The sequence below is a fragment of the Paenibacillus cremeus genome, from assembly GCF_007786445.1.
Lineage (GTDB): Bacteria > Bacillota > Bacilli > Paenibacillales > NBRC-103111 > Paenibacillus_G > Paenibacillus_G cremeus.
The window spans coordinates 1-25,199 of record NZ_VNJI01000009.1; the positions used below are offsets into that span (position 1 = coordinate 1).

Consider the following 25,199-nt stretch of genomic DNA (forward strand, 5'->3'; position numbering starts at 1 on the left):
GGCAGGTTGCCTACGTGTTACTCACCCGTCCGCCGCTAGGGTCCGAAGACCCTCGCTCGACTTGCATGTATTAGGCACGCCGCCAGCGTTCGTCCTGAGCCAGGATCAAACTCTCCATTAAAGTTGAGTCGATATAGCTCAAAAATTTACTGCTGGCGAGAATTTGCATTCTCTTATTTATTGCACTCACTCGATGTTCAGTTTTCAAAGGGCAATTTCGTGATTATCTCTCTTCGTTTTCGACAACCTCGTCAAAAGCGACTTGATTAATATATCACATCTTCAATCAACTATGCAAGCTTTTTTTAAAAAATTCTTTTTCGTAATCCGTTGATTACTCGCTTGCATCACCCGGCTCGTTGGCCGGAAGAACAATATATCACGCCCATAAAGTAATTGCAACCCCTAAATAAAAAAGCATAAACCAGGGGTTCATGCTTTTAATGATTCATGTTATTTAGAATCCGGTGGCTTCGGCAGCGACCAGCTCTGCAGAGAACTCATCATGGATCTGGCCGTTCGAGCAAAGGATATTCCGTACCTGAAGGCTGTATGGGTTCCCTAATGTGTCCGTTACTTTCCCACCGGATTCGGAGATCAACAGTGCACCGGCCGCGACGTCCCATGCATTCAATCCGATTTCCCAAAACCCGCTCAAACGTCCTGCCGCCACATAGGCCATGTGCAAGGCTGCCGAGCCGGCAACGCGGAGATTCCGCACCTTGGTAGTGAGTGCTTGCACTCCACGCATATTCGTAGGGAGCGCCATCTGTCTGTCGGCAGGGAAGCCCGTGGCGATTAGGCTGTCGCTTAGCTTTTGCTCGAGGGATACTTTCATCCGCTTTCCTTTCACATAGGCACCCTTGCCCTTCTCTGCTACATACAGCTCGTCGTGCATCGGGTCGTATACGACACCTACAATTACTTCACCCTTGTAGGCTAGCGCTATGGAAACCGAGAAAAAAGGAAAGCCGTGCACAAAGTTCGTAGTCCCGTCCAGCGGATCCACGATCCAGAGGTATTCCTCGTGGCTGGCTTCATCCAATGCTTTCTGAGAAGCGGCCGGGCCCGGCTCCACCCCTTCCTCGCCCAAAATGGCATGGGTAGGAAAATGCGTTTGAATGAGATTGCGGATCATCTTCTCCGCGCCTTTGTCCACCTCAGTCACCAAATCATGCATCGAGTACTTGGTATGTAAGCTGTTGAAATCCCCGAGTTTACTCTGAATCCACTCTCCGGCTTTCGAGGCGGTATTGATGGCAACAGCGGTAAAGTTTTTGCTTCCCACAGAAAATACCGTAGTATTCTGATTAGACATAATATCAGTCCTTTGACAGTATTCGTTCACATAAACGATTCATCGCATTGATTATTGATGTCATAAAACGATCCCACTTATCAAGTAATGAATGTACTTCCCAGTATAGTGATAATACGAAAATTATTCTACGGAGTTTCACCCAAAATACATCGTGTAAATTAACAAAAAAGCCACCCGTCCTCGATTGACGAATGGCTTAGTTTGATCACGCTGATCCGTTCTTACACGCCGACAATGTGATATCCGCTATCTACATAAATAACTTCACCTGTGATCCCACGGGAAAGGATGCTCATTAGGAACAACGCCGTATCTCCGACTTCGGCTGTCTCGGTTGTGCGGCGGAGAGGGGCTTTTTCTTCAACGGTTTTCAAAATCGCGTTGAAGTCTTTGATGCCTTTCGCCGCAAGCGTCCGGATCGGCCCTGCGGAAATCGCGTTCACGCGAATGTTGAATTGGCCAAGATCGTTCGCCAGATAGCGTACGCTTGCTTCCAAAGCGGCTTTCGCGACGCCCATGACGTTGTAATTCTTCATTGCGCGCTCAGCGCCCAAGTAAGTCATGGTCATGATGCTGCCGCCTTCGGTCATGAGCGGGTACAACTTTTGAGCCACAGCCACGAGCGAATAAGCACTAATATCGTGCGCAAGGGCAAAGCCTTCACGGGAAGTGCCTACGAACAAGCCTTCCAGCTCTTCGGTTTTTGCAAATGCGATGCTGTGCACGACGCCGTGCAGAACGCCGAACTGCTCTCTGAGCGTTTCCGCCAGTCTGTCGATATCCGCATCCACAGTCACATTGCAAGGAAGAATTGAGGAATTCGGAATCGTTTCGGCCAGTTTCCGTACCCGCTCCTCCACACGCTCGTTCTCATAGGTGAAGACCAGTCTTGCGCCTTGGCTGGCCAAGGATTGAGCGATAGCCCATGCAATACTCCGATCGTTGGCTACCCCCATCACAACTATATTTTTACCTGCTACCAAACTCATGCTCAATCGTTCCCCTCTCATCTCAAAAATAGGGCTCGTACATTGGTTCCCCTCTCAAATTAACCCATTTTTCCGAATATTTCAAGCTACAAAAGTTCAAAAGAGGCCTGCGATAACACGCTTACGTCGGCCTCCGAGCGGATTGTCTCCATGAGCTTCAGCAAAGCGCCATCCTTCATTTTGGCCTCCAGCATCACGTCGAGTCGCGGAGTTTCATGAGCAATCGCTCGCAAGAATGAAATCAGTACCGGCAAGTCAATATAATCGGCGTGGCTGCGGTCGTTCTCCCCGTTTTTTGGACTGGAGACGTGTATTTTGGGTGGGAGGGGGTGAGGCGCGCTGGATGAGTTCGGTTGCTGCTGTTCTTGCTGCCCTTGCCATGTTAGAGCGATCCGCGGCCAAAGCGCTTCCGCCGTTTCCCCACAGGGGTTGACCTGATGGTGATGGATATCCAGTACCATGGGAGCCCCGACTTCTTCACAAACCTCTAGCGTTTCAAGGGCATTAAAGGTTTTATCATCGTTTTCCAATGTCATTCGACGCTTGATCCGTTCCTCCAGCATCCCGAAATGCTTCACAAACCGCTCCCGAGCGGTCGGCTTGTTTCCATAGGTTCCGCCGATGTGGATGTTGCATTTGGCCGACTCGTCCAGTCCCATGGCCTCCAGCATGCGAACATGTCGCTCCAAATCGCCAAATGAGTTGGCAAGCACGTCCTCCCGGGGCGTGCTGAGCACCGTAAAATGATCCGGATGAAAGCTAATCCGCATCCGATTCTCGATAGCGTAGGCTCCGAGCTCAGCGAAGGCCTCTTGCAGCACCGGATAGGGGTCCCAGCCCGCTAGCAGCTCATGACCGATCAGAGGAATCAGCTTGGAGGAGCAACGGTACATCTCGATATCGTGAGCCTTGTTATGTTTAAGCAGACGCAATGTGTTATGCAAATTCTCTTCCGCGAGCCTTTCCAGTTTCCGAATCCCCGCTTCCCGGTCTTCGAGCTTGGCAAAATTGGTGGCAGTCATCGTTTTGGAAGGCGAGGCATTCTTAACAATCACGGACATGGCTACATAGCCTAGACGAACAATCACGTACATTCACGCTCCCGATTCAACATGCCTGGCGTGTACAAGTTATTTTTCTTCGTTAGAATACCCCGGATACAAAAAAGCACTCTTTTCCCAGACCGCGCCTGAGAAAAAAATGCTTATGTATGCTTGAAGTTAGCTTAAGCTTGCGTGGCTTCGCCAAAAAACATTTCGTGAGCGAGGGCGGTTTGGATGCGCGACTCTTCGTCATTTAACTTGCGCACCAGCTCCATCTCCACCTGTGTCACTTCTTCGCCTTGAAAATTGATCTCAGCAATCGAAGCCACAATCTTCACGATCGCAATGGCCTGGTTATCAGGCGTATACGCAATGACCTTCTGTCCGGTGGGGAAGACGCGGAAGCCGCTTTTCATCATTTTGCCCCGGCCGTACTCCAGCAGCTCATACAGCTCTTGCTCGGATTTGAACTTGCAAACGGAATTGAATTCGGTTTGAAATCCCATGGGCTCGCTCCTCTCGGCATGTGCTTACCGTTAAGCATACTCATGCGAAAAAGCAAATGCAAGCCTCGAGCTTATTAAGGCAGGTCGAAGGAGTATTCGAGCCCCTGCTTCTCCGCATGGCGCTGAAGCGCCAGCTGAATCAGGTTATCAAGCAGCTCGCTGTAAGGCTTGCCTGTCTCACGCCACAGCAGCGGATACATGCTGAATGGGGTAAAGCCCGGCATCGTATTAATTTCATTAATGAAGATAGCGGAATCCGCTTTGCGCAGGAAAAAGTCGACACGGGACAGACCGGAGCCGTCGATCGCCTGGAATGCACGGATCGCCAACGCGCGAATCTCATCCGATATGCCGCTCGGAATCTCTGCAGGAATAATCATGGAGGATTTGCCGTCGATATATTTTGCTTTGTAATCGTAAAATTCGCTGGAGGAAACGACTTCCCCCACAACGGAAGCCAGCGGCTCGTCGTTGCCGAGCACCGCTACTTCGACTTCCCGAGCGTCAATAAATTCTTCGACAATCACTTTGCGGTCGTATTTGAATGCAGCCTTGATCGCTTCCATCAGCTCTTGGCGATTTTTGGCCTTGCTGATCCCTACACTTGAGCCCAGATTGGCCGGCTTCACGAAGCAAGGATATCCGATGGACACTTCAATCTCCATTAAAAACTCGCTGTTATCCTTCTCCCACTGCGTTCTCGTCGTATGGCGGAATACGCACTGGGGCAAGTCGGCTTGGGCGAACACTTTTTTCATCATGACTTTGTCCATCCCTACGGAAGACGCGAGCACACCTGTTCCAACATAGGCGATATTCGCCATCTCGAGCAGGCCTTGAATCGTACCGTCTTCTCCGAATGTGCCATGAAGCAGCGGAAAAACGACGTCTAGCGGGGCTGCGGCAGCGCGCCCAGTTGTCTGGTCCACGCTAGTCTGCGAGCTTGAAACGGTCTGAGCCGAACCAAAAAATGGCTGAAGAGCGAACGCATTCTCTCCCTCGGCAGCTTGCCCAAAGGTTAGCGCGGCCACCGAATCGACAGGTCCTGTCAACTGCGGACCCGAACGCCACTCTCCCTGCTTGGTTATGTAAAAGGGTTGAACTTCGTATTTGGTCAAATCGAATGCTTTGATAACGGCAAGCGCGGTTTGAAGCGACACTTCATGCTCCCCAGATTTGCCTCCGTAGATCAAGCCTACGCGAATTTTGTCGCTCATATGAACCTCCGGATGTTTATGGTGAAATCGGTAAACCCTAAGTTAGTAAGATTGAAAATCACAGTGTATCTGGAATGTGCAATAACCGGTAGCGCGTCCGTTCCGTATACGCCGGCGAGTCCGTATAGCTCCAGTATCGGTGCTTGCTGCTGACGGTGTTGGCATTGACTAGCGGCATGCCGTTGGCGTCCTTGGCCGTTACGATTGTGCTGTGCTGGAATCTTCCGTCGCCGTCCCAGTCATAACTGATCACATCGCCGATATCCAGCTGCCAGGCTTCCGGAACTTCTGTGGCGCGTAAGCCGCTGCGGCTCGTCAACAGATAAAATTGCAAGCTGTCGGCGACAGCCCAGCTAAAGCTCCAGAGCTCTTGGCCTTTCTCGCGGCCTTTGTACCACCAGCCCGCATTCCTTTTACCAGTATAGTTCATCGGTGCGCCTCCTGCAAAGAGGCATTGAGACACATAGCTGCTGCAGTTGACCTCGAAGTTAATGTAGGAAGGATTGGATTTATCCCACCACTGATCCGCGTACTGTACAGCTTCCGCGCGGTTGTAGCTAACTCGCGCATATTGAATCTGGGGAAGGACGCTATAGTTAAGAAACGGCACCGATGGAGCTCGCATTAATCCGACAGCGGCGAACGTATCGTCCGCCTCCATTAGACCGCCAGGCTGGGCGGCACGAATGCGCAGCGCCTCCTCGGTTTCGACCGGTTCGATAGCTTCAATAATATAACCGGCATCCGATGGGGACAGGGTGACACGCTCCCGTTCGATCCGCTGCTCTTCGTGAGGCTGATAGTTGATTTGGCCGACGATATTTCGTTTTAACTGAATCTCGGCAATCATTCGTCCATTCCTCTCGATCACGGAAGCGATGGTGAGACGGGTTTCATTTTTTACCGGGGTGAGCCTGCGCAGCCGATCGGTCTCTTCGCGGCGGGCCAGCCGCTTGGCTTGCGTTTTTAAATAGGCCTCATCCTTGACGACAGGCAGCAGCGGCTCGACCGAGTAATCAATGTCCATTTGATTGCGGCTGTGGACGTAGTCATATAATGTTGTTTTCCAAGACATGGCACCCTGACCCCTTTCAGATGAGAGAACATTATTTCAATCATATGAACGCAGCCATGCAAAAATGATTCAAATCAACCTTTACGAGAGGGGCATGCAGATGTATACTGTTAATAGAGCTAATTATGAAATCGCGTTTCATTAAGTGAAACAAGATGAGTGCAGCTGATTCGATATTTAAGGAGGAACTGCGACCATGTCTAAACAAGACACTTATTCGGTCCGCAAGCAGCTAAATGTTAGCGGCAAATCGTATAACTACTACAGCCTACCTGCTTTTGAAGCACAAGGGAACGGCACGATTTCGAACCTGCCTTTTTCCATTAAAGTGCTGCTTGAAGCGGCCATCCGTCAATTCGACGGCAAAGCCATTACTGGCGACCATGTAAAACAAATCGCAAACTGGGCTTCCGAGCGCGATGCCAACAAAGAAATTCCTTTCATTCCTGCTCGTATCGTACTGCAAGACTTCACCGGTGTACCGGTTGTCGTTGACCTTGCAGCGATGAGAGATACCATGAAGCGCGCCGGCGGAGATCCTAAGCGCATCAACCCGCTCGTTCCGGTTGACCTTGTAATCGACCACTCCGTTATGGTTGACGCGTTCGGTTCCAAGGAAGCACTCGAATTCAACGAAAAAATCGAATTCGAGCGCAACGAAGAGCGTTATAAATTCCTGCGTTGGGCACAAACTGCATTTGACAACTTCCGTGCGGTTCCACCGGATACAGGTATCGTTCACCAAGTTAACCTGGAGTACCTGGCATCGGTTGCCGCTACGAAAACCGTTGACGGCGAAACGGTTGTTTATCCTGACTCCCTCGTAGGTACCGACTCCCATACCACCATGATCAACGGTATCGGTGTTGTTGGCTGGGGCGTAGGCGGGATTGAGGCGGAAGCTGGTATGCTCGGCCAACCCCTGTACTTCGTAACTCCAGAAGTTATCGGCTTCAAGCTGACTGGTACGCTGGCTGAAGGCGCAACAGCAACGGACTTGGCTCTGACGGTTACGCAAATGCTTCGTAAAAAAGGTGTTGTAGGTAAATTCGTTGAATTCTACGGCCCTGGTCTTTCCAACATCAGCCTGGCTGACCGCGCAACGGTTGCTAACATGGCTCCGGAATACGGCGCAACGATCGGCTTCTTCCCAGTTGACTCCGAGTCCCTGAACTACATGAGAAGCACTGGCCGCGAAGAAGATCAAATCGCGCTCGTAGAAGCTTACTATAAAGAGCAAGGCATGTTCCGTACGGACGCTACTCCGGATCCTGTATTCAGCGATGTGATCGAGCTGGATCTGAGCACGGTAGTACCAAGCTTGGCCGGCCCGAAACGTCCTCAAGACCGCGTAGAGCTGACCAACATGAAGGAGTCCTTCAACTCCATCATCCGCACTCCGATCGAAAAAGGCGGCTACGGCCTCTCCGACGAGAAAATCGGCGAAGTGGTTGACGTTGATCATCCGAACGGTGAGAAGAGCCAAATGGGTACTGGTGCAGTTGTTATCGCAGCGATTACGTCCTGTACCAATACGTCCAACCCAAGCGTTATGCTCGGCGCTGGTCTCGTTGCGAAAAAAGCGGTTGCCCGCGGCCTTCGCAAGCCAGGCTACGTGAAGAGCAGCTTGACGCCAGGCTCCCTGGTTGTTACCGACTACCTGACTAAGGCTGGCCTGATCGAGCCTCTCGAAGCCCTCGGCTTCCACGTTGCAGGTTATGGCTGCGCAACTTGTATCGGTAACTCCGGTCCATTGCCTGACGAAGTCAGCAAAGCGATTGCAGACAACGACATGACGGTAGCGGCTGTATTGTCCGGTAACCGGAACTTCGAAGGCCGTGTACATGCGCAAGTGAAAGCCAACTACCTGGCTTCGCCACCGCTCGTTGTTGCTTACGCTCTGGCTGGTACAGTTAACATTGACCTGGCTAATGATCCGATCGGTTACGACCAAGACGATAAGCCCGTTTATCTGAAAGACATCTGGCCTACTTCCCAAGAGGTGCAAGAAGCGATTCAATCCGCTATCACCCCTGAGATGTACCGTGCGAAATATGCCGATGTATTCCGTTCCAACCCGCGTTTCAACGCGATCAACGTACCGGAAGGCGACCTGTATGAGTGGCCAGAATCCACTTATATCGCTAACCCGCCGTTCTTCGAGAACCTGGGTGCAGAACTGAACGACATCACTGATATTCGCGGCGCTAAAACATTGGCACTGATGGGCGACTCCGTTACTACGGACCACATTTCGCCAGCAGGTAACATCAAAGTCGACAGCCCGGCAGGTCAATTCCTGATCGAGCACGGCGTGAAGAAAGAAGACTTTAACTCCTACGGCTCCCGCCGTGGTAACCATGACGTTATGATGCGCGGTACGTTCGCGAACATCCGCATTCGTAACCAAGTGGCTCCAGGCACTGAGGGCGGCGTAACCACTTACCTGCCAACCGGCGAAGTGATGTCCATCTATGATGCTTCCATGAAGTATCAAGCCGAAGGCACTAACCTCGTAGTTATCGCAGGTAAAGAGTACGGTACAGGAAGCTCCCGTGACTGGGCAGCAAAAGGTACGTTCCTGCTTGGCGTCAAAGCCGTTATTGCGGAGAGCTTCGAGCGGATTCACCGTTCCAACCTCGTTGGTATGGGCGTCTTGCCTGCGCAGTTCCTCGAAGGCCAAAGCTGGAAATCGCTTGGTCTGACGGGTACGGAAACGTTCGACATCGTCGGCCTGAACAACGATGTTCAACCGGGTCAAAAGCTGACGGTTAACGTAACGAAGACTGACGGTTCGACTTCGAGCTTCGAAGTGATCGCTCGTCTGGACAGCTTCGTGGATGTAGACTACTACCGTAACGGCGGTATTCTGCAAACAGTATTGCGTCAGATCATGGCGTAATTTTGGATAATAAAAACCCCCAGCAGCCTATTATGGATTGCTGGGGGTTTTTTGCGTTAATGCAAAGGCGGAGATGCTGAAGCTAAGGGGCTACTTCAGCATCTTGCCCATGCGGCGCGCCGCCTCCATGAGGGTCGGCGCGATGTGTTTCATCTCCTCCACCGTCAGCCGGTTGGAGGGGCCGCTCACCGCGAGCGCGGCGATCAGCCGTTCCCCCCGCGCCAGAATGGGCGCGGCGACGGCGGCTGCGCCGGGCTCGCGCTCTTCTACGCTGGTGGCGTAGCCCAGCGTGCGCACTTCCTCCAGCTGCTGCAGGAACGCAGCTGGGGACACCGCCGCCTGGGACGGGGACGCGTCGTGCAGCAGGGACTGCTGCACCGCGGCGTCGGCGAAGGCGACGAGCACTTTGCTGGACGCGCCGACGTACAGCGGCAGTCGGGCGCCGATCGGAGCCACGCGGCGGATCGCTTGGTTGCTCTGCACCGCTTGGACGCGCACGCGCTCCAAGCCGTCGCGCACATAGAGGCTGATCGTCTCGCCAAGCTGATCGCGGAGCCGCTCCATCTCCGGCAGCAGGATGAGTGCCGGATCATCGCTGTGCGTCAAATTTGCGGAAAGCTCCCAGATGCGGAAGCCGAGCCGATACCGCTCTGAAGCCGGATTGCGGATGATGAAGCCCTTCCCTTCCAGCGAAGCCAGAAGCCGATGAACCGTGCTCTTATGAAGCCCAACCCGAACGGATATTTCCGTTAAGCTCAAATCCTCCGCCTCGGTAAAACATAATAAGATATCTAGAGCGCGTTCGACAGCGCGAACCGTCAGCTTTCCATCCTCCACACTTACCACTCCTCGAAAAACCGTTTCACTAGTTGAAATCTATTATAGCCCATTTTAGCCCTTTTTAGTAGATTACTTTTTAGTCCTTTGGACCTGTTTCTATAAGCTGAGGGAATTGTCAGGAATTGGCGACTGTTACAACGAGATTACAGGGGGGTTACATTTTTCGATCCGCATTGACGCTATGCCTTTCCCCTTATACTATAAAATTAACAGGCTCTCTATCCTTACTGCCAACAAGTCTTTTTGCCCCCGCATCTTTAGTATACCAGCGCAGGCATGTCTCGCAGACAGCTGCCAACAGAGGAGGATCCCGAATGGAGACTAATTCGTATTCTACCGTACCAGTTACTCAAACTGCCGCACCCGTCCTTAAACGGGCATCGCTCGTTCGCAGGCACAGGGGGTTGGTCTTCGCCCTGTTGTCGATCCTTCTCTTGTTGTTTAGTTTAACGATGGCCTTTCATGCCTTTGTGGCTTATACCTTAGCCAGACCGCATATCGATCCATTGAAATCTAATCCTATGAAGGCTTTCGGGGCTGCGTATGAAAATGTGCAATTCCCCAGCCTAAACGATTCTTCCCAGCTCTCCGGATGGTACATTCCGGCTGCGGCTACGGCTGCGACGGCGTCGGAAACATCCCGACAAACGATTGTATTCTCCCACGGCTATGGCGGCAACCGCGAAGAAATCTGGGTGCCGATCTACGACTTGGCCAAAGCCGTACACAATCTGGGGTACAACGTGCTGATGTTCGACTACGGCTACGTTCAGCCGCAATGGAATGTCACTGGAGGCCTGCGCGAATCGCATGAGCTCCTCGGGGCCGTGCAGTACGCCAAGGACCGGGGGGCCGAAAAGGTCTTCGTCTGGGGCTTCTCTATGGGAGCAGGTACCGCCCTGCAGGCTGCGCTTCAAACGAAGGACATCGACGGGATGATCCTCGACAGCACCTTTGTGCTCGAACCGGACACCTTGTATCACAATATGAAGCAAACGGCTCATCTTCCGGAGTTTTCTCAGCCGCTCGTGCATATGTTTTTCCCTCTGATCAATGGGGTGAGCCTGAACCAAATTCCGTATCAAACGGTCAAAGAAACGCAGTATTCGATGCCGATCTTTTTCATCCATGGCAAGCAGGATTTGAAAGCGCCTTACGAGATGGCTGAGGGCATCTATCAGCAGCAAAAGAGCGACTCCGGCTCCCAGCTGTGGCTGCTGGAGGGCGATGGGCATGAGCTCATCTACCGCGCACATAAACGCGCTTATTTACAAATGACCACCGGGTTCCTCCAAACGCTGTCTTCAACGCCGAGTGCACCCGTGAAGTACGGCTCATCGCGATAGAGCCGACGCATTCTTGCACATAGCCTGCCGCCTCCCCGAATACAATGTTTCGAAGGCCCGGACCGCGTCCGGTGGCCGCCCGAGACGATGGGGAGGTTTTTTCATGTTGGAAACGTACGGTTCTCTGGGGCCTCATCGAGTGCTGGAGGACATCCGATTTTGGAAGCTGCAGGAGGCCGAGCATACCTCCATGATCCAGGAGCTCGTCCCGATGCTGGAGCCCTCCTATGTCGCGCTCCTGCAGCAGTGGAATGCGCTGTTTCGCGAAACCGCAGAAGACGCGGAGCAGTGGAGGGAAACGATTCAGCACTCCAAAGGGCCAGTCAGCCCTTATATTGGCACGCGAGTGGACGAGTTGGTGAGGACAGCAATCGCTCAATCCCAGGAATATGTCAAGCACCTGCAGCTGTTAACCAAGCATAGCGATCCGCTAAAAAAGCACTCTGCAGCCCAAAAAAACGTTAAGCATATGATTCGTCAATCGGAGTATTTCCTTGACCTTCTAAGTAGGCTGGAGTCGGCCCCAGAAATGACTGAGGCTCCTGCAGGGGCGATGAGTGGTGCGGGTGGTGGGCAGGTGACTCGCTCCGAGGCAGGATCGGGCTCGGGTTCAGGTTTAGGTTCAGGTTCGAGTTCAGGTTTGGGGAAGGTGACACCAGCCGCTCGGAGTAAAGAGAAAGAAGAGCGGGTTTATCTACATATTCATGGGATTGCTCAGGAGGAGCCGCAACTCGAGAGGGTTTCGCTGCTCGCTGCTGCTTCTAACCTTGGTCCGGCCGTTGATCTTACCGCTACCCAAGAGGGAGTTTGGTCCGGTCTCGAGCCATCTACCGTCCCTCCAGTGCCCATCGGTGGTCATCGCCTGCCACCTCTGCCTTATCCTTACTCGGCGCTGGAGCCTTACATGGATGCCGCAACGATACAGGTGCACCATGCCGTCCATCATCAGCGCTATGTTGATGGCTTGAACCAAGCGGAGATCAGGCTGGCTGAGGCGCGGGAGTGCGGTGATTTCTCGTTTCTCCGCCATTGGCAGCGAGCTTTAGACCTTCATGGTGCAGGGCATTATCTGCATACCCTCTTCTGGCACAGCATGAAGCCAAAGGGGGGCGGCGAACCGAAGGGCGCTCTAGAAGCCGAGATGAAGCGAAGCTTTGGCAGCTTCGAATCGTTCCGTGAGCATTTCAGCGCCGCCGCCTCACAAGTGGAGGGCGGAGGCTGGGTGCTGCTCGTCTGGAGCCCCCGCAGTCATCGGCTGGAAGTTTTGCAAACCGAGAAGCACCAGTACCTCTCTCCATGGGAGGTACTTCCCCTCCTCGTGCTGGATGTGTGGGAGCACGCCTATTACCACCAATATGCTCATGATCGTTCCAGCTATATCTCCGCCTGGTGGAACCTCGTGAATTGGGATTATGTAGAGGCGCGATATGTTAGCGCGTGCAGTCTCCGGTGGCCGCCATTATAACTTTGAAAATACAAAAAAGCTGTCCCCTAAGGTTCAGGGACAGCTATTGGTTTTACTTGCTTTGGCTTAGCAGATTCACGGCTTCGCCGAAATGTCCACGCGCTTGCGTGAGTGCTGCTTCCGCCGGCGCACTGCCGATACCAAACATAATCATCAAAATCGCGATTCGTGCATCTCCGCCGGCTTCCATTCCCGCACGGCGCGCAGACTCTTCATCGGCACCTGTAGCGTCGCGAATGATGCGCACCATCCGCTCCCGAAGCTTCTGATTGGTTGCTTGCATATTGACCATCAGGTTGCCGTAGACTTTCCCCAGCCTGATCATGGCGGTGGTCGATATCATGTTGAGCACCATTTTCTGTGCGGTGCCCGCCTTAAGCCGTGTCGATCCAGTAACGATCTCCGGACCGACCGCGACCTCAATCGGGTACTTCACTTCAGCGCTCAGCGGCGCATTCTGGTTGCAGCTGATCCCAACGGTCGGAATCCCGAGGCGGTTCGCTTCGCGCATCGCGCCAATGACATATGGCGTCGTCCCGCTCGCTGCAATCCCGACCACGACATCGCCGGGTTGCACCATAGCAGCCAACGTCCGGGCTCCTTCCTCCGAATCATCCTCCGCATTCTCTACCGCAGAACGGATGGCTACTTCTCCGCCTGCGATGATCCCATTGACCAGCTCCGGCGATACGCCGAAGGTAGGGGGGCATTCCGAAGCATCTAGGATGCCTAAACGACCGCTCGTACCGGCCCCGATATAAAACAGCCTGCCGCCGCGTGTCATGACCTCCACAACCGCCTCGATCGCGGCTGTGATTTGCGGAAGCGCATCCTTCACTTTCAGCGCTACCGTCTGGTCTTCCTCGTTGATTAGCGTCACAATCTCTTGAACGTTCAGGCGGTCAAGGTGCTGTGATTTCTCGTTTCTCTGCTCCGTTACCGGATGGTGCTTCGCTTTCTGCGTCACGTTACCTTTCCTCCTTCATTACATATTTCAATATATAAACCAATCCTTATTACAATAATCTGGATTACAATAATCTGGTAATCGATGCTTCCATCCGAGTCTTCATTGCTTCGGTCAATTCAAGACCATGCTCCTGCAAGGCAAGCAGGTACGCTCCAATCACAGGAGGACGCTCCAAAAGCTGCACATCGAAGGCCCCTGTACGCATCGTCGGGGTGGCCAGAAACTGCTTCAAGAACCAGGCGTCATTGAACAAGCCGCCACTCAGCACAAGCGTCATCACGCCATGGCTTGCAAGTGGATCACCCGTAAGCGGCAATCCCATTCTCGTCGCTGCCGTTCGAACCAATGCTTCCAGGCATTCAACTGCTTCCTCCACCAGGCCTACGGCCACCGAGTCACCCTCAGCGGCGGCACGCACCACGAGCTTGGACCCATCCGCAATCGCCGTCCGGATATTGTCTTGTCCATAAATGGTATTGATCAGCTGCTCCGGTCTCTCCAACGACCAACGATCGAGCACCAGCGAAGTCAACGCCGTGGCTTCCCCTCGGCCATCGTACGCTCGCATGACGGCGAGCAGCGCCTGCCGTCCTAGATCAAAGCCACTGCCTTCATCGCCAAGCAAGTACCCCCAGCCGCCAACGCGGACAAACGTATCGGTAGCCGGATCGAAGCCATAAGCAATCGAGCCAGTACCGGAAATGAGCGCTATGCCCCGCTGACCCCACGTTCCCGCAATCAAGGCCGTTACCGCATCGTTATGAACGGTAATCGCCACTTCATCCGGCAATTCCGTACGCAGCCAATCCTGAACACGCTGTCGGTCCTCCGGACGATCACTCCCCGCGAGGCCTAGAAATACTCCCCCCAGCTGAGAGGCCGGTGTCCCCGTCTTTTCCAGCACATCCTGAATCAGCGTCAGGAGAACGCGCTGCACTTCCTCCCAGGGACGGGACTTCACACTGCTCGATTCCCCTCGGCTCATCGCCAAAATAGTGCCGTCTGGCTCGCCAAGGATGCATACCGTCTTCGTTCCGCCGCCGTCAATGCCGATGAACCGTTGGCCCTCCATACGGCGTTCCATCGCGGATGATTCCGTCGTCATCCTACTTCACCGCCCCTGCCGTCATACCTTCCATGAACTGTCTGGAAGCCAGGAAGAACAAGACGATCATAGGCAGCGACGCCAGCGTCAACCCGGCAAACAGCATACTCAGATCCGTGGAATACTGACCGAACAGCGAAAGCATGCCAACCGGAATGGTCTTTTTCAAATCGTCCTGCACGAAAATTAACGGGAAAAAGAAATCGTTCCACGCCATGATGAAGTTCATAATCATCACGGTTCCCAGGGCGGGACGGATAAGCGGTACCAATACATGCAGCATCACGCCAAAATCCGACGCTCCGTCGATTCTCGCCGCTTCCTCCAGCTCCTTCGGCAGCGTCCGAAAGAAGCCGGTTAAAATCAGGATCGCAAGCGGCAGCCCGATCGCTGTATATACACTGATCAAAGACCAGAGGCTATTCAACAAGGACAGCTGTTTCATTAATAAAAACAGAGGGACGATCCCTAGCTTGATCGGAATCATCATCCCCAACAGGAAAAAGAAGAACAGTGCTGCGTTCCAGCGGAACGGGTATCTGGCAATATAAAACGAAGCCATGACCGCGAACAGCAAAATCAGAGCCACAGACAGGACACTGACGACCGCGCTGTTCCAAAAATACGTTGCAAACGGAATCTGCTTCAGCAGCTTGCTGTACGCTGTGAACGACATGGTGGATGGCAGCGACAGCGGATTTTTCAAAATCTGAATGTTGGTTTTTAAAGAGGAGGTCAGCATCAGGAAAATCGGATACAAACTGACCAGTGCTCCCAAGTACGCGAGTACGTATTGGAATCCCCGAAATGAGCGATTCGTTTTCATTAAGATCTGCCTCCTCTCTTAGTTTTGTGCCTGCTGATTACGGGTAAAGTACAGGAACAAGCCGGAAATCGTGGCAATAATAAAGAACAGGACTACCGCTAGCGCCGAACCTAGACCCAGTGCAACGGAATCGCCGCCCGACGAACCGCCGAAAGCGATGCGATAGAAGAATACCGCCAGTGTATCGGTCGTGTTGTAAGGCTCCCCTTGCGAGCCTTCCATGGCATAAATGAGCTCAAACGCTTCGAACGCATGAATAAACGTAAATACCGTCACGATAATGAGCGACTGGCTCATCATCGGCAGGATCATGGAGCGGATCAGACGGAAGCCTTGGACTCCATCCAGCCGCGCCGCTTCAAGGACTTCCACCGAAATGGCCTGAAGGCCGGCCAGGAAAATCAGCATCGTAAAGCCCACGCCGAACCAGCTGTTGACGATCGTAATTGAAGTTAGCGCCGTAGCCGGGTCCCCGAGCCAAGGTTTGGCCCAGGACACCAGCCCGATCTTTTTGAGCAGCACATTGACTACGCCGTTATTCGGATTGAGCATCAGCTTCCATAAGAAGCCTACGACGATGACCGAGAGCAGCCGGGGTAAAAAGTACGCCATTTTCAAAAAGCCTGCGCCCTTCACCTTGCTGTAGATGAGATAGGCGAGAATAAACGCGAACACGTTCTGCACCAGCATCTCGATCACGAAGTAGTACAAGTTATGCCCGAAGGCATTCCAGAACAAATGATTGAACGGCTCTTTGGTGAACAAATCTACAAAATTGGCAAGCCCCACGAACTGTCCGCGAATAAGCCCTTTCCAATCGTAGAAGCTGTACCCGAACGCCGCCGCAATCGGATAAATCACGAACAAAGTGTAAATTGCGAGGGCAGGAATCGGGAACAGATGAACTGCTCCCTTTTTCCACCCGGACGATTTGGCCAAGTTATTCATGCCCCCACACCTTTCTTAGCTTAATAGCAAAGCTAGCTTCATTGCGATTATTTCTTAGGCTTGAACCATGTATCCGCACTCTTTTGAACATCATCTGTTACTTGCTCTGGTGTCAATTTGTTCAAATACATGCCTTGAAGCGAGTTTTCCAACGTTGCTTTCGTCGTTGGGTTACCCGAGCCGAAATATACAACGGCTGCATAAGGTGTGGAGATCGTGTCAGCATATTTCGAGATTTTTGCTACCAGCGGATCTTTAGCCGCAATGCCAGGGATCGTGCTTGGTTTTTGCAGCTCGTTAACAGCCAGCGTACCGAACTCTTTCGTCGTCAAGAACTCCATAAATTTCAGCGCTTCTTGCTTGTGTGCAGACTTCGCGTTCACTGCAAACGATCCGTCCACCCAAGTCGTTACCGTTGGCTTGCCATCCGCTTTCACCGGCGGCACTGGAAACACATCCATTTGCAGATCCGGATTCGTCTTCTTCATGACCGCGTACTCCCAGTCACCCATGATCATCATGGCAGCCTGCTCTGTTACAAACATGTTCCGCATGTCGTCCATGCTGATTCCAACGTAGTTGTCAGGGAAATAAGGCGTCAAATCCTTCATTTGCTTCATGGAATTCACGAATTCAGGGCTCTTGAAGTTGGCATCGCCAGACAGAATTTTCTTCACAAAATCGGTACCGTATACGGACGGTCCGAGCGCACCTTGCGTCAAGGAAAGGATCCAGCCTTCTTTGGAGCCGAATGCGAACGGGGTCACTTTATTTTTCTTCAGCGTATCCGCGATTTTAATCAGGTCGTCGAAGGTTTTTGGCTCTTGCAGATTGTATTTCTGGAAAATTTTCTTGTTGTAAAACACTTGCGTCGAGCTGAATACCGTAGGCACACCGTAAACCTTGCCGTTGCTGCCTGTAGCTGCAAGCAGTGTATCCTTCGAAAACACGCTCATGCCTTTGATATTATCGAGCGGCTCCAAGTAGCCTGCATCCGCCAACGCTGCGCCTGCTGCGTATGGACGAAGGTGAATGATATCCGGACCGCTGCCGCTTTGTAGAGCCGTGTTCAAGGCTGTGTTGTATTCTGTATTTTTAGTCGGTTTAAATTCCAAATCAATGTTCGGGTTGCTCTTCTTAAATTCGGCGATGATTTTGGCATAGGCATCGACATCTTCTGTCCGCCAGCTGCCGATTGTCAGCTTTACTTTTTCTTGATTGGCGGCTGGTGCAGGGGTGGTGGTAGTGTTCGGTTGTGCCGTGTTGGTATTGTTGCTGCTGCACGCGGCCAGCATGGAAGTTGCAGCGACGATCGTTAATGCCCCACTAAGTACACGTTTCATAGAAAAAAGCCTCCCTTTAATTTGTGCTTCTATGTTTAACCTTATGATGAACACAAGGACAAAACCGTATCATGCAAAATCGGTCGAAACTCGCGAATCCGATTGCCTCGTCCGAGATGGACGGCATTGGTCAGAAAAACGACGCTCAAGCCGCGTTCCGGCTCGATCCATAAGCTCGTGCCGGTAAAGCCCGTGTGTCCATAGCTGCCCAAAGGCCAGCTCTTCCCGGCACTCGGGGAAAACGGAGTCTCTTGCAGCACCTCCCAGCCGAGGCCGCGCCCGCGAACCGGGGAACCAACGGCTTCAGTCCTTTGCGAAGACGACAGAAGGGGATGACGTTCTGCCTGCAGCCACCAAGACGCATAGCGTGTAAGGTCGCTCGCTGTGGAGAATAAGCCCGCACTGCCGGACACGCCACCGAGATGAAAGCTCTTCTCGTCGTGCACTTCACCATGGACGTACGCTTCATCCACCCATTCCGTAGCGGCGATCCGATGCCGCAGCTCTTGTGGAGGGGTATACATCGTATCCCGCATACCCAGCGGCTCGAAAATCGTTCGGCTGACGAATCGATCCAGGCGCTCGCCAGCCACACGTTCCACAACGAGCCCGAGCAGAATCATGCCGAGGTCGCTGTAGCGAGTGCTCTCACCAGGTGGAAAATCGAGCTGAGCGCCGAAGATTTCACCCAGTAATCCAGGCCGCTGCGCATGACGCGGAACGACCGGTAAATCCGCCGGCAGCCCGGCGGCATGCTGGAGCAGGTGGCGAAGTGTCACCTGCGGCTGACAGAATTCACGCAGATACTCCTGAGCGGGATGATCCAGCTTCAGCTTCCCCGCATCTGCAAGCAGTAATACCGCCGGCAGCGTGGCCGTGACCTTCGTCAGCGAAGCGATATCGAATAGCGTATCCAGCTGAACCTCCGTGCGCTTGATGCCATCGGAATAAGTTCCGTATGCTTTGCTGAACCGGAAGCGATTACAAATCGCAATGTCGATAACAGCTCCGGGCAAAAGCCCTTCGCTAATCCAGCCTTCAATTAAGCGATCCACCTTATCCATTGCGCTTGCCCGCCTTTACGGCCTGACGTGTCTTCTCCAGCGATTGCACGCTTTCCTCGTAATGGCAGCCCGCTATACCCACATACAAAATGTCGATGACATTGAGCTGTGCAATTCGGGATGCCATGGCGCCGCTTCGAATGCTTTTCTCCAAGGTGCTTGTAAACAAGCGAATGTCCGCCAGCTCCGAAACCGGATTCGAGCCGAAACGGGTCAAGGTGATGACGACGGCTCCGTTCTCCTTGGCAATCTCCAGTGTACGGATCATGTCCTCGGTCTGCCCAGAGTAGGATATCCCGAAAACCACATCGCCCGGGAGCAAATTCGCCGCAATGGTCGCTTGCGCATCGAACCCTGCCCCTATCTCGCACCAGCGGTTAATCCGCGATAGCTTCTGCTTAAAATCCTCTGCGATGATCGCCGAGGCACCGACGCCGAAAATGCCGACCTTTCTCGCTGCACTTAGTGCCGCAATCGCCTTCTCTACGCTCTCCGGTGAGAGCATCGTTAGGGTATCCTGAATGGAAACGATGTTGTTATTGGATACCGACTCAATGAGATGCGTGATGGAGCCGTCCGTACGAATTTCCTGATACGACTCTGCAGGCAGGGACGCTTGGGATAAATCGCCGGCGATCCGCAGCTTCAGCTCTTGAAACCCTTTGTAGTGGAGTGAGCGAGACAGCCTGACGATTGTAGCTTCACTCACCTCGGCATACTCAGCCAGCTTCTGTACAGACAGGCCGACCACCTTCTCCGGGTGCTGCAAAATATATTCCGCCGCTTTGCGCTCCATTGGCTTCAGACTGCCCATGGCGGCTTCTATGCTGACTAATCCACCCTTTAACATGTGAATCATCCTCTGCGCTTAAGCTTCAATTGATTTCTCTTTAGTAAATCCCCAACTCATACTCATATTATAATGAACATTATTTCATATTGTAAAGTTTTTTTTGAAATATTGTTTCTTACTTGTCTCTATGCGGACACAAAAAAAAGCTTGAACCCTGTATCGGGAACCGACCTCTGTCTCACATACAGGGGTCAGTCCCATGGGTCCAAGCTTTCGTTATTTTCCTTATTCCTTGATCAGCGCCATAAACTCACCGCGGGTAGCGGCATTGTCCCGAAAAATTCCGCGCGCTGCTGACGTGACCGTCTTGCTACCTGGCTTCTTCACACCGCGGGCGCACATGCACAAGTGCTCGCCTTCGACGACCACCATGCAGCCGTGCGGCTCCAGCACGTTCGTAATGATATCCGCAATCTCCGACGTAATCCGCTCCTGTACCTGCAGACGGCGCGTAACCGCCTCGACCAGGCGAGCGAATTTGCTGAGTCCGGCAATTTTTCCGCTCGGGATATAGCCGATATGGATCTTCCCAAAGAACGGCGCCATATGGTGCTCGCATTGGCTGTAATACACGATATCCTTTACGATGACCAGCTCTTCGTGCTTCTCATCGAATGCGACACCTAATATGTCGTGAAAATCCGCTTCATAGCCTGCAAAAATCTCTTCATACATCCGCGTTACACGCGCCGGGGTATCCAGCAGCCCCTCCCGATCGACATCCTCGCCGATCAACCGCAAAATCTCCCGCACGTGATGCTCCACCTGCTCGCGATTGTCCGCGACACGGGTATTCTTATATTCCTTCGCCGGCATGGCTCATACCTCCTCATCGTCCGTTTATACGCAGCCCGCGCTAGTTCAAGTCCCAGCAGCCAGCCTGCGGATACTCCCCAGACTTACGGACGGAATTTTTGCTTTTTCATCATTTGCTGCATTTTATTCATCTGCTGCTTGTTCAGATTGTAGCCCATCTGCTTGGCCATCTGTTGAAGCATTTCCGGATTGTTCTGCATCTTTTCCATTTGCTTGCGTAAATATTGCACCCCAACGTAAAAGCCGCCTGCTCCCCCGGCTATCAAGGCAATAATTGCTGTCACTGCATACCACATCGTTTACTCGTTCACCTCAGACTTCTAAGGATTATCTCATTAGTTCATCATAGCATGTCCATCATTTCGTGACAAATCAGAATGTTGGAATTTCTCGCTTTCGGGCGCCTCCAATCTACATTAGCACACTTTCAATAAACACCGTGTTATGCTTCGCCAGGTCGATTTCCTTGACCTCCAGGTCGCTCTCGCTGCTCTTCACTACGCGGACAATCGGCCGGCCTGGCAGTCCCTTATGCTGGCCTACCACGACCCCCGTTTCTTTCGTCGACAGGCGAACCGATGTGCCGGTCGGGTACACGGAGACATGCCGCATGAACAGGATGACGATTTCTCGATCCAGCTTGGAGCCGGCCAGCACCATCAAATCCTCGCAGGCTTCGTGCGGCAGCTTGCGGCGCCCATTGGACAGATCGAACAGCAGATTGTCATACGTGTTGGCGACCGCCACAATACGGGCATACAGGTGGATCTCTTCTTTATTCAGCCGGCGCGGCAGCCCTTCGCCATCCAGCGTCTCATGATGCTGAAAGGCCACATGAGCGATGAGCAGACTCAGCTCGCGCTTTTGCTTCAGCACCTCAAACCCGCGCCACGCGTGATGCTTCCTGACGTCGCTGCTCTCATCGTCGGTAATGAGCTCCAGCTTGCCCACATCATGCAGCAAGGCGCCGATCGACAGCTCCCGCAGCTGGCTGGTCGGCAGTCCCATATGGATGCCGATCAGCGCCGACATCATGCAAACGTTCAAGGCGTGCACGTACATGGCGTTGTCCTGGGTACGGATGTCGGTGAGCTGCACGAGCACCTCTTTGTTTTTCATGATCTCGTCGAGCAGGTTGTCGATGCTGACATGGATATGCTTCGTGTTGAAATCCTTCCCTGATCGAATCGATTCGAATGTTTCGCCCATGCGCTGCATGACCGCTCGCTTCGTCTCTTCCGAGACCAGCTCCTGAATTTCCAGATCATCAAACTGCTGATCTTTAATATAGACCATCGTGACTCCGATGCGCTTCAGCGTGTTGATCATGTAGACCGTCAGCTGTACGCCTTCCGACAGCAGCACAGCCCCGTTCGCCGAAAAAATCGTACGCCCTAAAAACTGGCCTGACTCCACATTCTCGATATGGATGTATCTCATGAGGTTCCCCCTTTCAGCAAACAGCCTTCGTGCTCCAGCAAAAATGTTTTGACGTGCAGCCCCCCTCCATAGCCGACCAGTGCGCCGCTCGAGCCGATGACACGATGGCAAGGCACGATAATAGCCACCGGATTGCGATTATTGGAGCCCCCGACCGCCCGCACCGCCTTGGGTGAGCCGATTCGCTCGGCGATGTCCTTGTAGGACCAGGCCTTGCCGTAAGGCACCTCCAGCAGCGCTCGCCACACCTTCACTTGAAACGGGGTTCCGCGCAAATCCAGCGGCAGCTCGAACGACTTCCGTCTCCCTGCAAAATAGTCCCGCAATTGCTCCGCTACCTCCGCCAACGCGTCGGGATCGTGCTCCCACTCCGCCGTGCCGTACCACCGCTTCGACCACTCGCGCAGCTTCGCTTCGACGTCCGCGAACGCGCCAAATTCGATGTTGCACAGGCCCTGAGCTTCGCCTTCCCCGCTCCAGCCCAGCGTCAGCACTCCGATTGGCGTGTCGATTTCGTCATACTTGATCTTCATCTTCCCTCACCTGTCCGCTTTCATCCTCAAGTTGCTTCCGTGCCTTCCCGATCTCACGGCGAGCCGCTTCGTCCGGCTCGCGCTCCCACGCGGCGGCCAGCGCTTCGCGCGCAGCCGCGCCGCCAATGCGGCCCAGCGCCCAAGCCGCGGTGCCGCGAATCTCGGGACGCTCGTCCCGCCGCAGCAGCTCGATGAGCTGCGGTGCGCTGCTCGCGTCCCGAAAATTGCCCAGCGCCAGAATGGCGTTGCGCTGGATGGGCTTGCGGCCGCGCCAGGCCGCCGCGCTGTTGCCGAACCGCTCCTTGAACTCGCGGTTCGACATCGTGAGCAGCGGCTTCAGCAGCGGCTTCACCTGCTCCGGATCCGGCGTCAGCTCCGGATGATGATCAAAATGCATGCCCTTGTTCTTCGGGCAGACGATCTGGCAGGTGTCGCAGCCGTACAGCCGGTTGCCGATCTTCCGCTTCAGCTCATCGTCCTCGATGAGTCCCTTGGTCTGCGTGAGGTACGATACGCAGCGCTGGGCGTTAAGCTGTCCCGGGCCGACGAGCGCATCGGTCGGACAAGCGTCGATGCACAACGTGCAGTCCCCGCAGCTCTCCGTGACCGGCTCGTCCGGCGGGAAGGGGATGTTGGTGATCATCTCCCCGAGGTACACCCAGGATCCGAACTCCGGCGTGATGACGGAGCAGTTCTTGCCGACCCAGCCGATCCCGGCCCGTTCGGCGACCGCCCGGTCGACCAGCGCACCGGTGTCGACCATGCTCTTCACCCGCGCCTCCGGCACGCGGGCGAGGATCCAAGCCTCGAGCCGCGCAAGCCGGTCGCGCAGCACATGATGATAGTCCGTTCCCCATGCGGAACGGGACAGAATGCCGCGGTACGCCTCTGGGGCCGACCGCGGGGGATCCTGCAGCTTCGACGGATACGCCACAGCAATCGATAGAATCGATTGCGGCTGCTCCAGCGTCAGCGCCGGATTGACCCGCTTCTCGAGATCGCGCTCCTCGAAGCCGGATTCATAGCCCTTCTCGCGGTGCCGAAGCAGGATGTCCTTCAGTGCCGTGAACGGATCGGCGCTGGCAAACCCGATTTTATCGATGCCGAGCGTCGGCAATGCCGCCTGCAGCTCCGCTTTGAGCCTCCTCCAGACCATGCTATCGTCCTCGTCCATTCCGATCCCATGCGCCATAAGGGCCGACTGTTCCTCTGCTTGATTCATGTTGTTCGCCGCCTTAGTCATGCTTGAGTGCCTTCTACAGATTCCGCCACTTGTTCATCGGCCACACGATCCATTCGGCCCGCCCTTCCAATTGCGAGAGCGACACGGCGCCAAAGCTCCGGCTGTCATAGCTGGCATACTTGTGGCGGTTATCGCCCATCACAAACAAGTGCCCTTCGGCGATCGTATAGGGCTCGAATCGTCCATCTTCAATGATGGAATCCGTGTAGGCTTCCTGCACCGGAGCTCCGTTAACGTACAGTGTACCACGGCGAATAGAGATTTCATCCCCTGCCACGGCCACGACCCGCTTCACTAAATACGGATGGGTCGCATCGCTCCCGGCCGGCTCCTTAATGACGACGACATCGCCCCGCTTCGGCTCCCCTGCAAAACGAATCGTCTTATTAATGAAGAGCCATTCCCCTTCCTCCAGCGTTGGCTGCATGGAAGCGCCCTTCACGGTGGACAAATGAAATACAAATTGGTGAATGACAATCACCGCAAGCAAAGCGACGACAATCGATTTCATCCAATCCCAAATTTCCATGAGCAGACCGGTTCCGTCATCCTCCGCCAGCTGGACGCGGGGCAGCTCCCGCTCGATTTTTCTGGGAAACCAAAGGCGCATGCTATCCCTCCGCTCCGCGGTCTCTCCACTGTTCGTAGTAGTAACGCACCCATTCATCTTGAAACGGCGAGTGGCCGGCACGCACCCGAACGAGTAAATCCTTGAGGCCTTGCTTCACTTTGGAGTCTACGATCGGGGAATAATGGTAGCTGATTTTGTGGCGCTCATATTCCTCTTGGTCCACCACGTGAACATCACCGTCCGGCATCCGAATGACGTCCAAGTCATAGTCGATATACGTAATCACGTTCCCGTTTACATACGGAGGGGAGGCAACATTGCAGTAAAAGCGCACACCGCTCTCTTCGATCAGGGCCACAATATTAAACCACAGCTTTGGTATGAAAAAGGAGACACCAGGGATCCGGCTCACCCATTCTTTGCCGTCGGATTCGACGATTTTCGTCTGGCTGTTGATCAGCACCATCATCGATTCCGCCCGGTGCGATTCGTGCATCAGGCTCTCCGGCACCAGCCAATTTTGCAGCCACATGCGATGAAGGTGCCCGTCGTGTTTGAAGCTTTTGATAACATACGAGGAAAAAGTCGTCATGCAGTCCAGACCCTTCTGCACACGGTTCGTGAGGCGCGCTGCTGCGGCTTCTCGCCCGCGTTCCATTCTCTTGCTACTAGCATAAACTTATGTAGAGTCGCTTTCAAGAGCGAGCGCACGGCCCAAAACAAAAAAAGCATATCCACATAAGCCAAAGCGCCCGTGTTATGCTTGAATGTCTTGATGAATAC

General features: G+C 53.7%; 24 protein-coding genes and 1 rRNA gene. 3 read left to right on the forward strand and 22 right to left on the reverse strand.

All coding sequences use genetic code 11. From position 1 onward, the window contains the following. The 7 genes from FPZ49_RS08790 to FPZ49_RS08820 all read right to left on the reverse strand — a co-directional run. Positions 1–121: ribosomal RNA gene (locus FPZ49_RS08790) — 16S ribosomal RNA — on the reverse strand; the annotation flags it as partial. A gap of 336 nt (positions 122–457) precedes the next feature. After that, positions 458–1,318 carry an inositol monophosphatase family protein gene (locus FPZ49_RS08795; protein WP_144845643.1) on the reverse strand — a complete coding sequence of 287 codons (861 nt, stop codon included), beginning with the start codon at positions 1,316–1,318 and terminating at the stop codon, positions 458–460. Positions 1,319–1,542: 224 nt separating this feature from the next. After that, positions 1,543–2,310 (reverse strand): enoyl-ACP reductase FabI, encoded by a 768-nt coding sequence (gene fabI, locus FPZ49_RS08800; protein ID WP_144845645.1) that lies wholly within the window; start codon positions 2,308–2,310, stop codon positions 1,543–1,545. Positions 2,311–2,396: 86 nt separating this feature from the next. Next, the gene (gene uvsE, locus FPZ49_RS08805) at positions 2,397–3,398 is read right to left on the reverse strand and encodes a UV DNA damage repair endonuclease UvsE (RefSeq protein WP_144845647.1); all 1,002 of its coding nucleotides are present in this window, start codon (positions 3,396–3,398) and stop codon (positions 2,397–2,399) included. A 137-nt stretch (positions 3,399–3,535) separates the two neighbouring features. Continuing rightward, on the reverse strand, positions 3,536–3,859 hold the full coding sequence (locus FPZ49_RS08810) for a hypothetical protein (RefSeq protein ID WP_144845650.1): 324 nt from the start codon (positions 3,857–3,859) through the stop codon (positions 3,536–3,538). 74 nt (positions 3,860–3,933) lie between these two features. Beyond that, on the reverse strand, positions 3,934–5,076 hold the full coding sequence (locus tag FPZ49_RS08815; RefSeq protein WP_144845652.1) for a D-alanine--D-alanine ligase: 1,143 nt from the start codon (positions 5,074–5,076) through the stop codon (positions 3,934–3,936). A gap of 58 nt (positions 5,077–5,134) precedes the next feature. After that, positions 5,135–6,151, reverse strand: a complete 1,017-nt coding sequence (locus FPZ49_RS08820) for an amidase domain-containing protein (protein ID WP_144845654.1) — start codon at positions 6,149–6,151, stop codon at positions 5,135–5,137. 196 nt (positions 6,152–6,347) lie between these two features. Between FPZ49_RS08820 and acnA the strand changes: the two genes are divergently transcribed. Continuing rightward, positions 6,348–9,053, forward strand: coding sequence for an aconitate hydratase AcnA (acnA, locus tag FPZ49_RS08825; RefSeq protein ID WP_144845656.1), 2,706 nt, complete (start codon positions 6,348–6,350; stop codon positions 9,051–9,053). A 90-nt stretch (positions 9,054–9,143) separates the two neighbouring features. Here acnA and FPZ49_RS08830 read toward each other — a convergent pair whose 3' ends face one another. Next, positions 9,144–9,890, reverse strand: a complete 747-nt coding sequence (locus tag FPZ49_RS08830; protein WP_144845658.1) for an IclR family transcriptional regulator — start codon at positions 9,888–9,890, stop codon at positions 9,144–9,146. 317 nt (positions 9,891–10,207) lie between these two features. On the opposite strand from FPZ49_RS08830, the gene FPZ49_RS08835 reads away from it, so the two are divergent. Continuing rightward, positions 10,208–11,239 (forward strand): alpha/beta hydrolase, encoded by a 1,032-nt coding sequence (locus FPZ49_RS08835; protein WP_144845660.1) that lies wholly within the window; start codon positions 10,208–10,210, stop codon positions 11,237–11,239. Between the two features lie 103 nt (positions 11,240–11,342). Continuing rightward, positions 11,343–12,704 (forward strand): Fe-Mn family superoxide dismutase, encoded by a 1,362-nt coding sequence (locus FPZ49_RS08840; RefSeq protein WP_144845662.1) that lies wholly within the window; start codon positions 11,343–11,345, stop codon positions 12,702–12,704. Positions 12,705–12,756: 52 nt separating this feature from the next. Here FPZ49_RS08840 and murQ read toward each other — a convergent pair whose 3' ends face one another. The 14 genes from murQ to FPZ49_RS08910 all read right to left on the reverse strand — a co-directional run bounded on the left by murQ (position 12,757) and on the right by FPZ49_RS08910 (position 25,008). After that, positions 12,757–13,671 (reverse strand): N-acetylmuramic acid 6-phosphate etherase, encoded by a 915-nt coding sequence (gene murQ / locus FPZ49_RS08845; protein WP_144845664.1) that lies wholly within the window; start codon positions 13,669–13,671, stop codon positions 12,757–12,759. A 64-nt stretch (positions 13,672–13,735) separates the two neighbouring features. After that, on the reverse strand, positions 13,736–14,779 hold the full coding sequence (locus FPZ49_RS08850; RefSeq protein ID WP_144845666.1) for an N-acetylglucosamine kinase: 1,044 nt from the start codon (positions 14,777–14,779) through the stop codon (positions 13,736–13,738). Between the two features lies 1 nt (position 14,780). After that, positions 14,781–15,605 carry a carbohydrate ABC transporter permease gene (locus FPZ49_RS08855; protein WP_144845668.1) on the reverse strand — a complete coding sequence of 275 codons (825 nt, stop codon included), beginning with the start codon at positions 15,603–15,605 and terminating at the stop codon, positions 14,781–14,783. A gap of 18 nt (positions 15,606–15,623) precedes the next feature. Then, positions 15,624–16,553 carry a carbohydrate ABC transporter permease gene (locus tag FPZ49_RS08860; protein ID WP_144845670.1) on the reverse strand — a complete coding sequence of 310 codons (930 nt, stop codon included), beginning with the start codon at positions 16,551–16,553 and terminating at the stop codon, positions 15,624–15,626. Positions 16,554–16,600: 47 nt separating this feature from the next. Continuing rightward, a complete protein-coding gene (locus FPZ49_RS08865; RefSeq protein WP_144845672.1) occupies positions 16,601–17,896 on the reverse strand; it encodes an ABC transporter substrate-binding protein in 1,296 nt (431 codons plus the stop codon). Positions 17,897–17,937: 41 nt separating this feature from the next. Next, complete coding sequence (locus tag FPZ49_RS08870) at positions 17,938–18,960, reverse strand: serine hydrolase domain-containing protein (protein ID WP_144845674.1); 1,023 nt, start codon at positions 18,958–18,960, stop codon at positions 17,938–17,940. After that, positions 18,953–19,819: a MurR/RpiR family transcriptional regulator gene (locus FPZ49_RS08875; RefSeq protein ID WP_144845676.1), complete on the reverse strand. Its 867-nt coding sequence runs from the start codon at positions 19,817–19,819 to the stop codon at positions 18,953–18,955. Before FPZ49_RS08875 ends, FPZ49_RS08870 begins: the two co-directional genes overlap by 8 nt. Positions 19,820–20,038: 219 nt before the next feature. Then, positions 20,039–20,629: a GTP cyclohydrolase I FolE gene (folE, locus tag FPZ49_RS08880; RefSeq protein ID WP_144845678.1), complete on the reverse strand. Its 591-nt coding sequence runs from the start codon at positions 20,627–20,629 to the stop codon at positions 20,039–20,041. A gap of 83 nt (positions 20,630–20,712) precedes the next feature. Next, entirely contained in the window at positions 20,713–20,925 is a 213-nt protein-coding gene (locus FPZ49_RS08885; RefSeq protein ID WP_144845680.1) for a YneF family protein, read from the reverse strand. A gap of 115 nt (positions 20,926–21,040) precedes the next feature. After that, a complete protein-coding gene (locus FPZ49_RS08890) occupies positions 21,041–22,069 on the reverse strand; it encodes an HD-GYP domain-containing protein (RefSeq protein ID WP_144845682.1) in 1,029 nt (342 codons plus the stop codon). Then, positions 22,066–22,602, reverse strand: a complete 537-nt coding sequence (locus FPZ49_RS08895) for a methylated-DNA--[protein]-cysteine S-methyltransferase (protein ID WP_144845684.1) — start codon at positions 22,600–22,602, stop codon at positions 22,066–22,068. The genes FPZ49_RS08890 and FPZ49_RS08895 overlap by 4 nt, the downstream gene beginning before the upstream one ends. After that, positions 22,586–23,776, reverse strand: a complete 1,191-nt coding sequence (queG, locus tag FPZ49_RS08900; protein WP_391563812.1) for a tRNA epoxyqueuosine(34) reductase QueG — start codon at positions 23,774–23,776, stop codon at positions 22,586–22,588. The genes FPZ49_RS08895 and queG overlap by 17 nt, the downstream gene beginning before the upstream one ends. An 82-nt stretch (positions 23,777–23,858) precedes the next feature. Further along, positions 23,859–24,455, reverse strand: coding sequence for a signal peptidase I (gene lepB, locus FPZ49_RS08905; RefSeq protein WP_144845688.1), 597 nt, complete (start codon positions 24,453–24,455; stop codon positions 23,859–23,861). Position 24,456: 1 nt separating this feature from the next. Then, a complete protein-coding gene (locus FPZ49_RS08910) occupies positions 24,457–25,008 on the reverse strand; it encodes a DUF402 domain-containing protein (RefSeq protein ID WP_144845690.1) in 552 nt (183 codons plus the stop codon). Between the last annotated feature and the right edge of the window lie 191 nt (positions 25,009–25,199).

Coding starts and splice junctions, on each gene's coding strand:
- FPZ49_RS08835 (WP_144845660.1), top strand. CDS start 10,208: ATGGAGACTAATTCGTATTCTACCGTACCAGTTACTCAAACTGCCGCA.
- FPZ49_RS08840 (WP_144845662.1), top strand. CDS start 11,343: ATGTTGGAAACGTACGGTTCTCTGGGGCCTCATCGAGTGCTGGAGGAC.
- FPZ49_RS08795 (WP_144845643.1), bottom strand. CDS start 1,318: ATGTCTAATCAGAATACTACGGTATTTTCTGTGGGAAGCAAAAACTTT.
- lepB (WP_144845688.1), bottom strand. CDS start 24,455: ATGCGCCTTTGGTTTCCCAGAAAAATCGAGCGGGAGCTGCCCCGCGTC.
- FPZ49_RS08810 (WP_144845650.1), bottom strand. CDS start 3,859: ATGGGATTTCAAACCGAATTCAATTCCGTTTGCAAGTTCAAATCCGAG.
- FPZ49_RS08865 (WP_144845672.1), bottom strand. CDS start 17,896: ATGAAACGTGTACTTAGTGGGGCATTAACGATCGTCGCTGCAACTTCC.
- FPZ49_RS08890 (WP_144845682.1), bottom strand. CDS start 22,069: ATGAGATACATCCATATCGAGAATGTGGAGTCAGGCCAGTTTTTAGGG.
- FPZ49_RS08850 (WP_144845666.1), bottom strand. CDS start 14,779: ATGACGACGGAATCATCCGCGATGGAACGCCGTATGGAGGGCCAACGG.
- FPZ49_RS08855 (WP_144845668.1), bottom strand. CDS start 15,605: ATGAAAACGAATCGCTCATTTCGGGGATTCCAATACGTACTCGCGTAC.
- FPZ49_RS08910 (WP_144845690.1), bottom strand. CDS start 25,008: ATGACGACTTTTTCCTCGTATGTTATCAAAAGCTTCAAACACGACGGG.
- FPZ49_RS08870 (WP_144845674.1), bottom strand. CDS start 18,960: ATGGATAAGGTGGATCGCTTAATTGAAGGCTGGATTAGCGAAGGGCTT.
- FPZ49_RS08895 (WP_144845684.1), bottom strand. CDS start 22,602: ATGAAGATCAAGTATGACGAAATCGACACGCCAATCGGAGTGCTGACG.
- queG (WP_391563812.1), bottom strand. CDS start 23,776: ATGGACGAGGACGATAGCATGGTCTGGAGGAGGCTCAAAGCGGAGCTG.
- acnA (WP_144845656.1), top strand. CDS start 6,348: ATGTCTAAACAAGACACTTATTCGGTCCGCAAGCAGCTAAATGTTAGC.
- FPZ49_RS08860 (WP_144845670.1), bottom strand. CDS start 16,553: ATGAATAACTTGGCCAAATCGTCCGGGTGGAAAAAGGGAGCAGTTCAT.
- FPZ49_RS08820 (WP_144845654.1), bottom strand. CDS start 6,151: ATGTCTTGGAAAACAACATTATATGACTACGTCCACAGCCGCAATCAA.
- fabI (WP_144845645.1), bottom strand. CDS start 2,310: ATGAGTTTGGTAGCAGGTAAAAATATAGTTGTGATGGGGGTAGCCAAC.
- folE (WP_144845678.1), bottom strand. CDS start 20,629: ATGCCGGCGAAGGAATATAAGAATACCCGTGTCGCGGACAATCGCGAG.
- FPZ49_RS08875 (WP_144845676.1), bottom strand. CDS start 19,819: ATGATTCACATGTTAAAGGGTGGATTAGTCAGCATAGAAGCCGCCATG.
- FPZ49_RS08815 (WP_144845652.1), bottom strand. CDS start 5,076: ATGAGCGACAAAATTCGCGTAGGCTTGATCTACGGAGGCAAATCTGGG.
- FPZ49_RS08885 (WP_144845680.1), bottom strand. CDS start 20,925: ATGTGGTATGCAGTGACAGCAATTATTGCCTTGATAGCCGGGGGAGCA.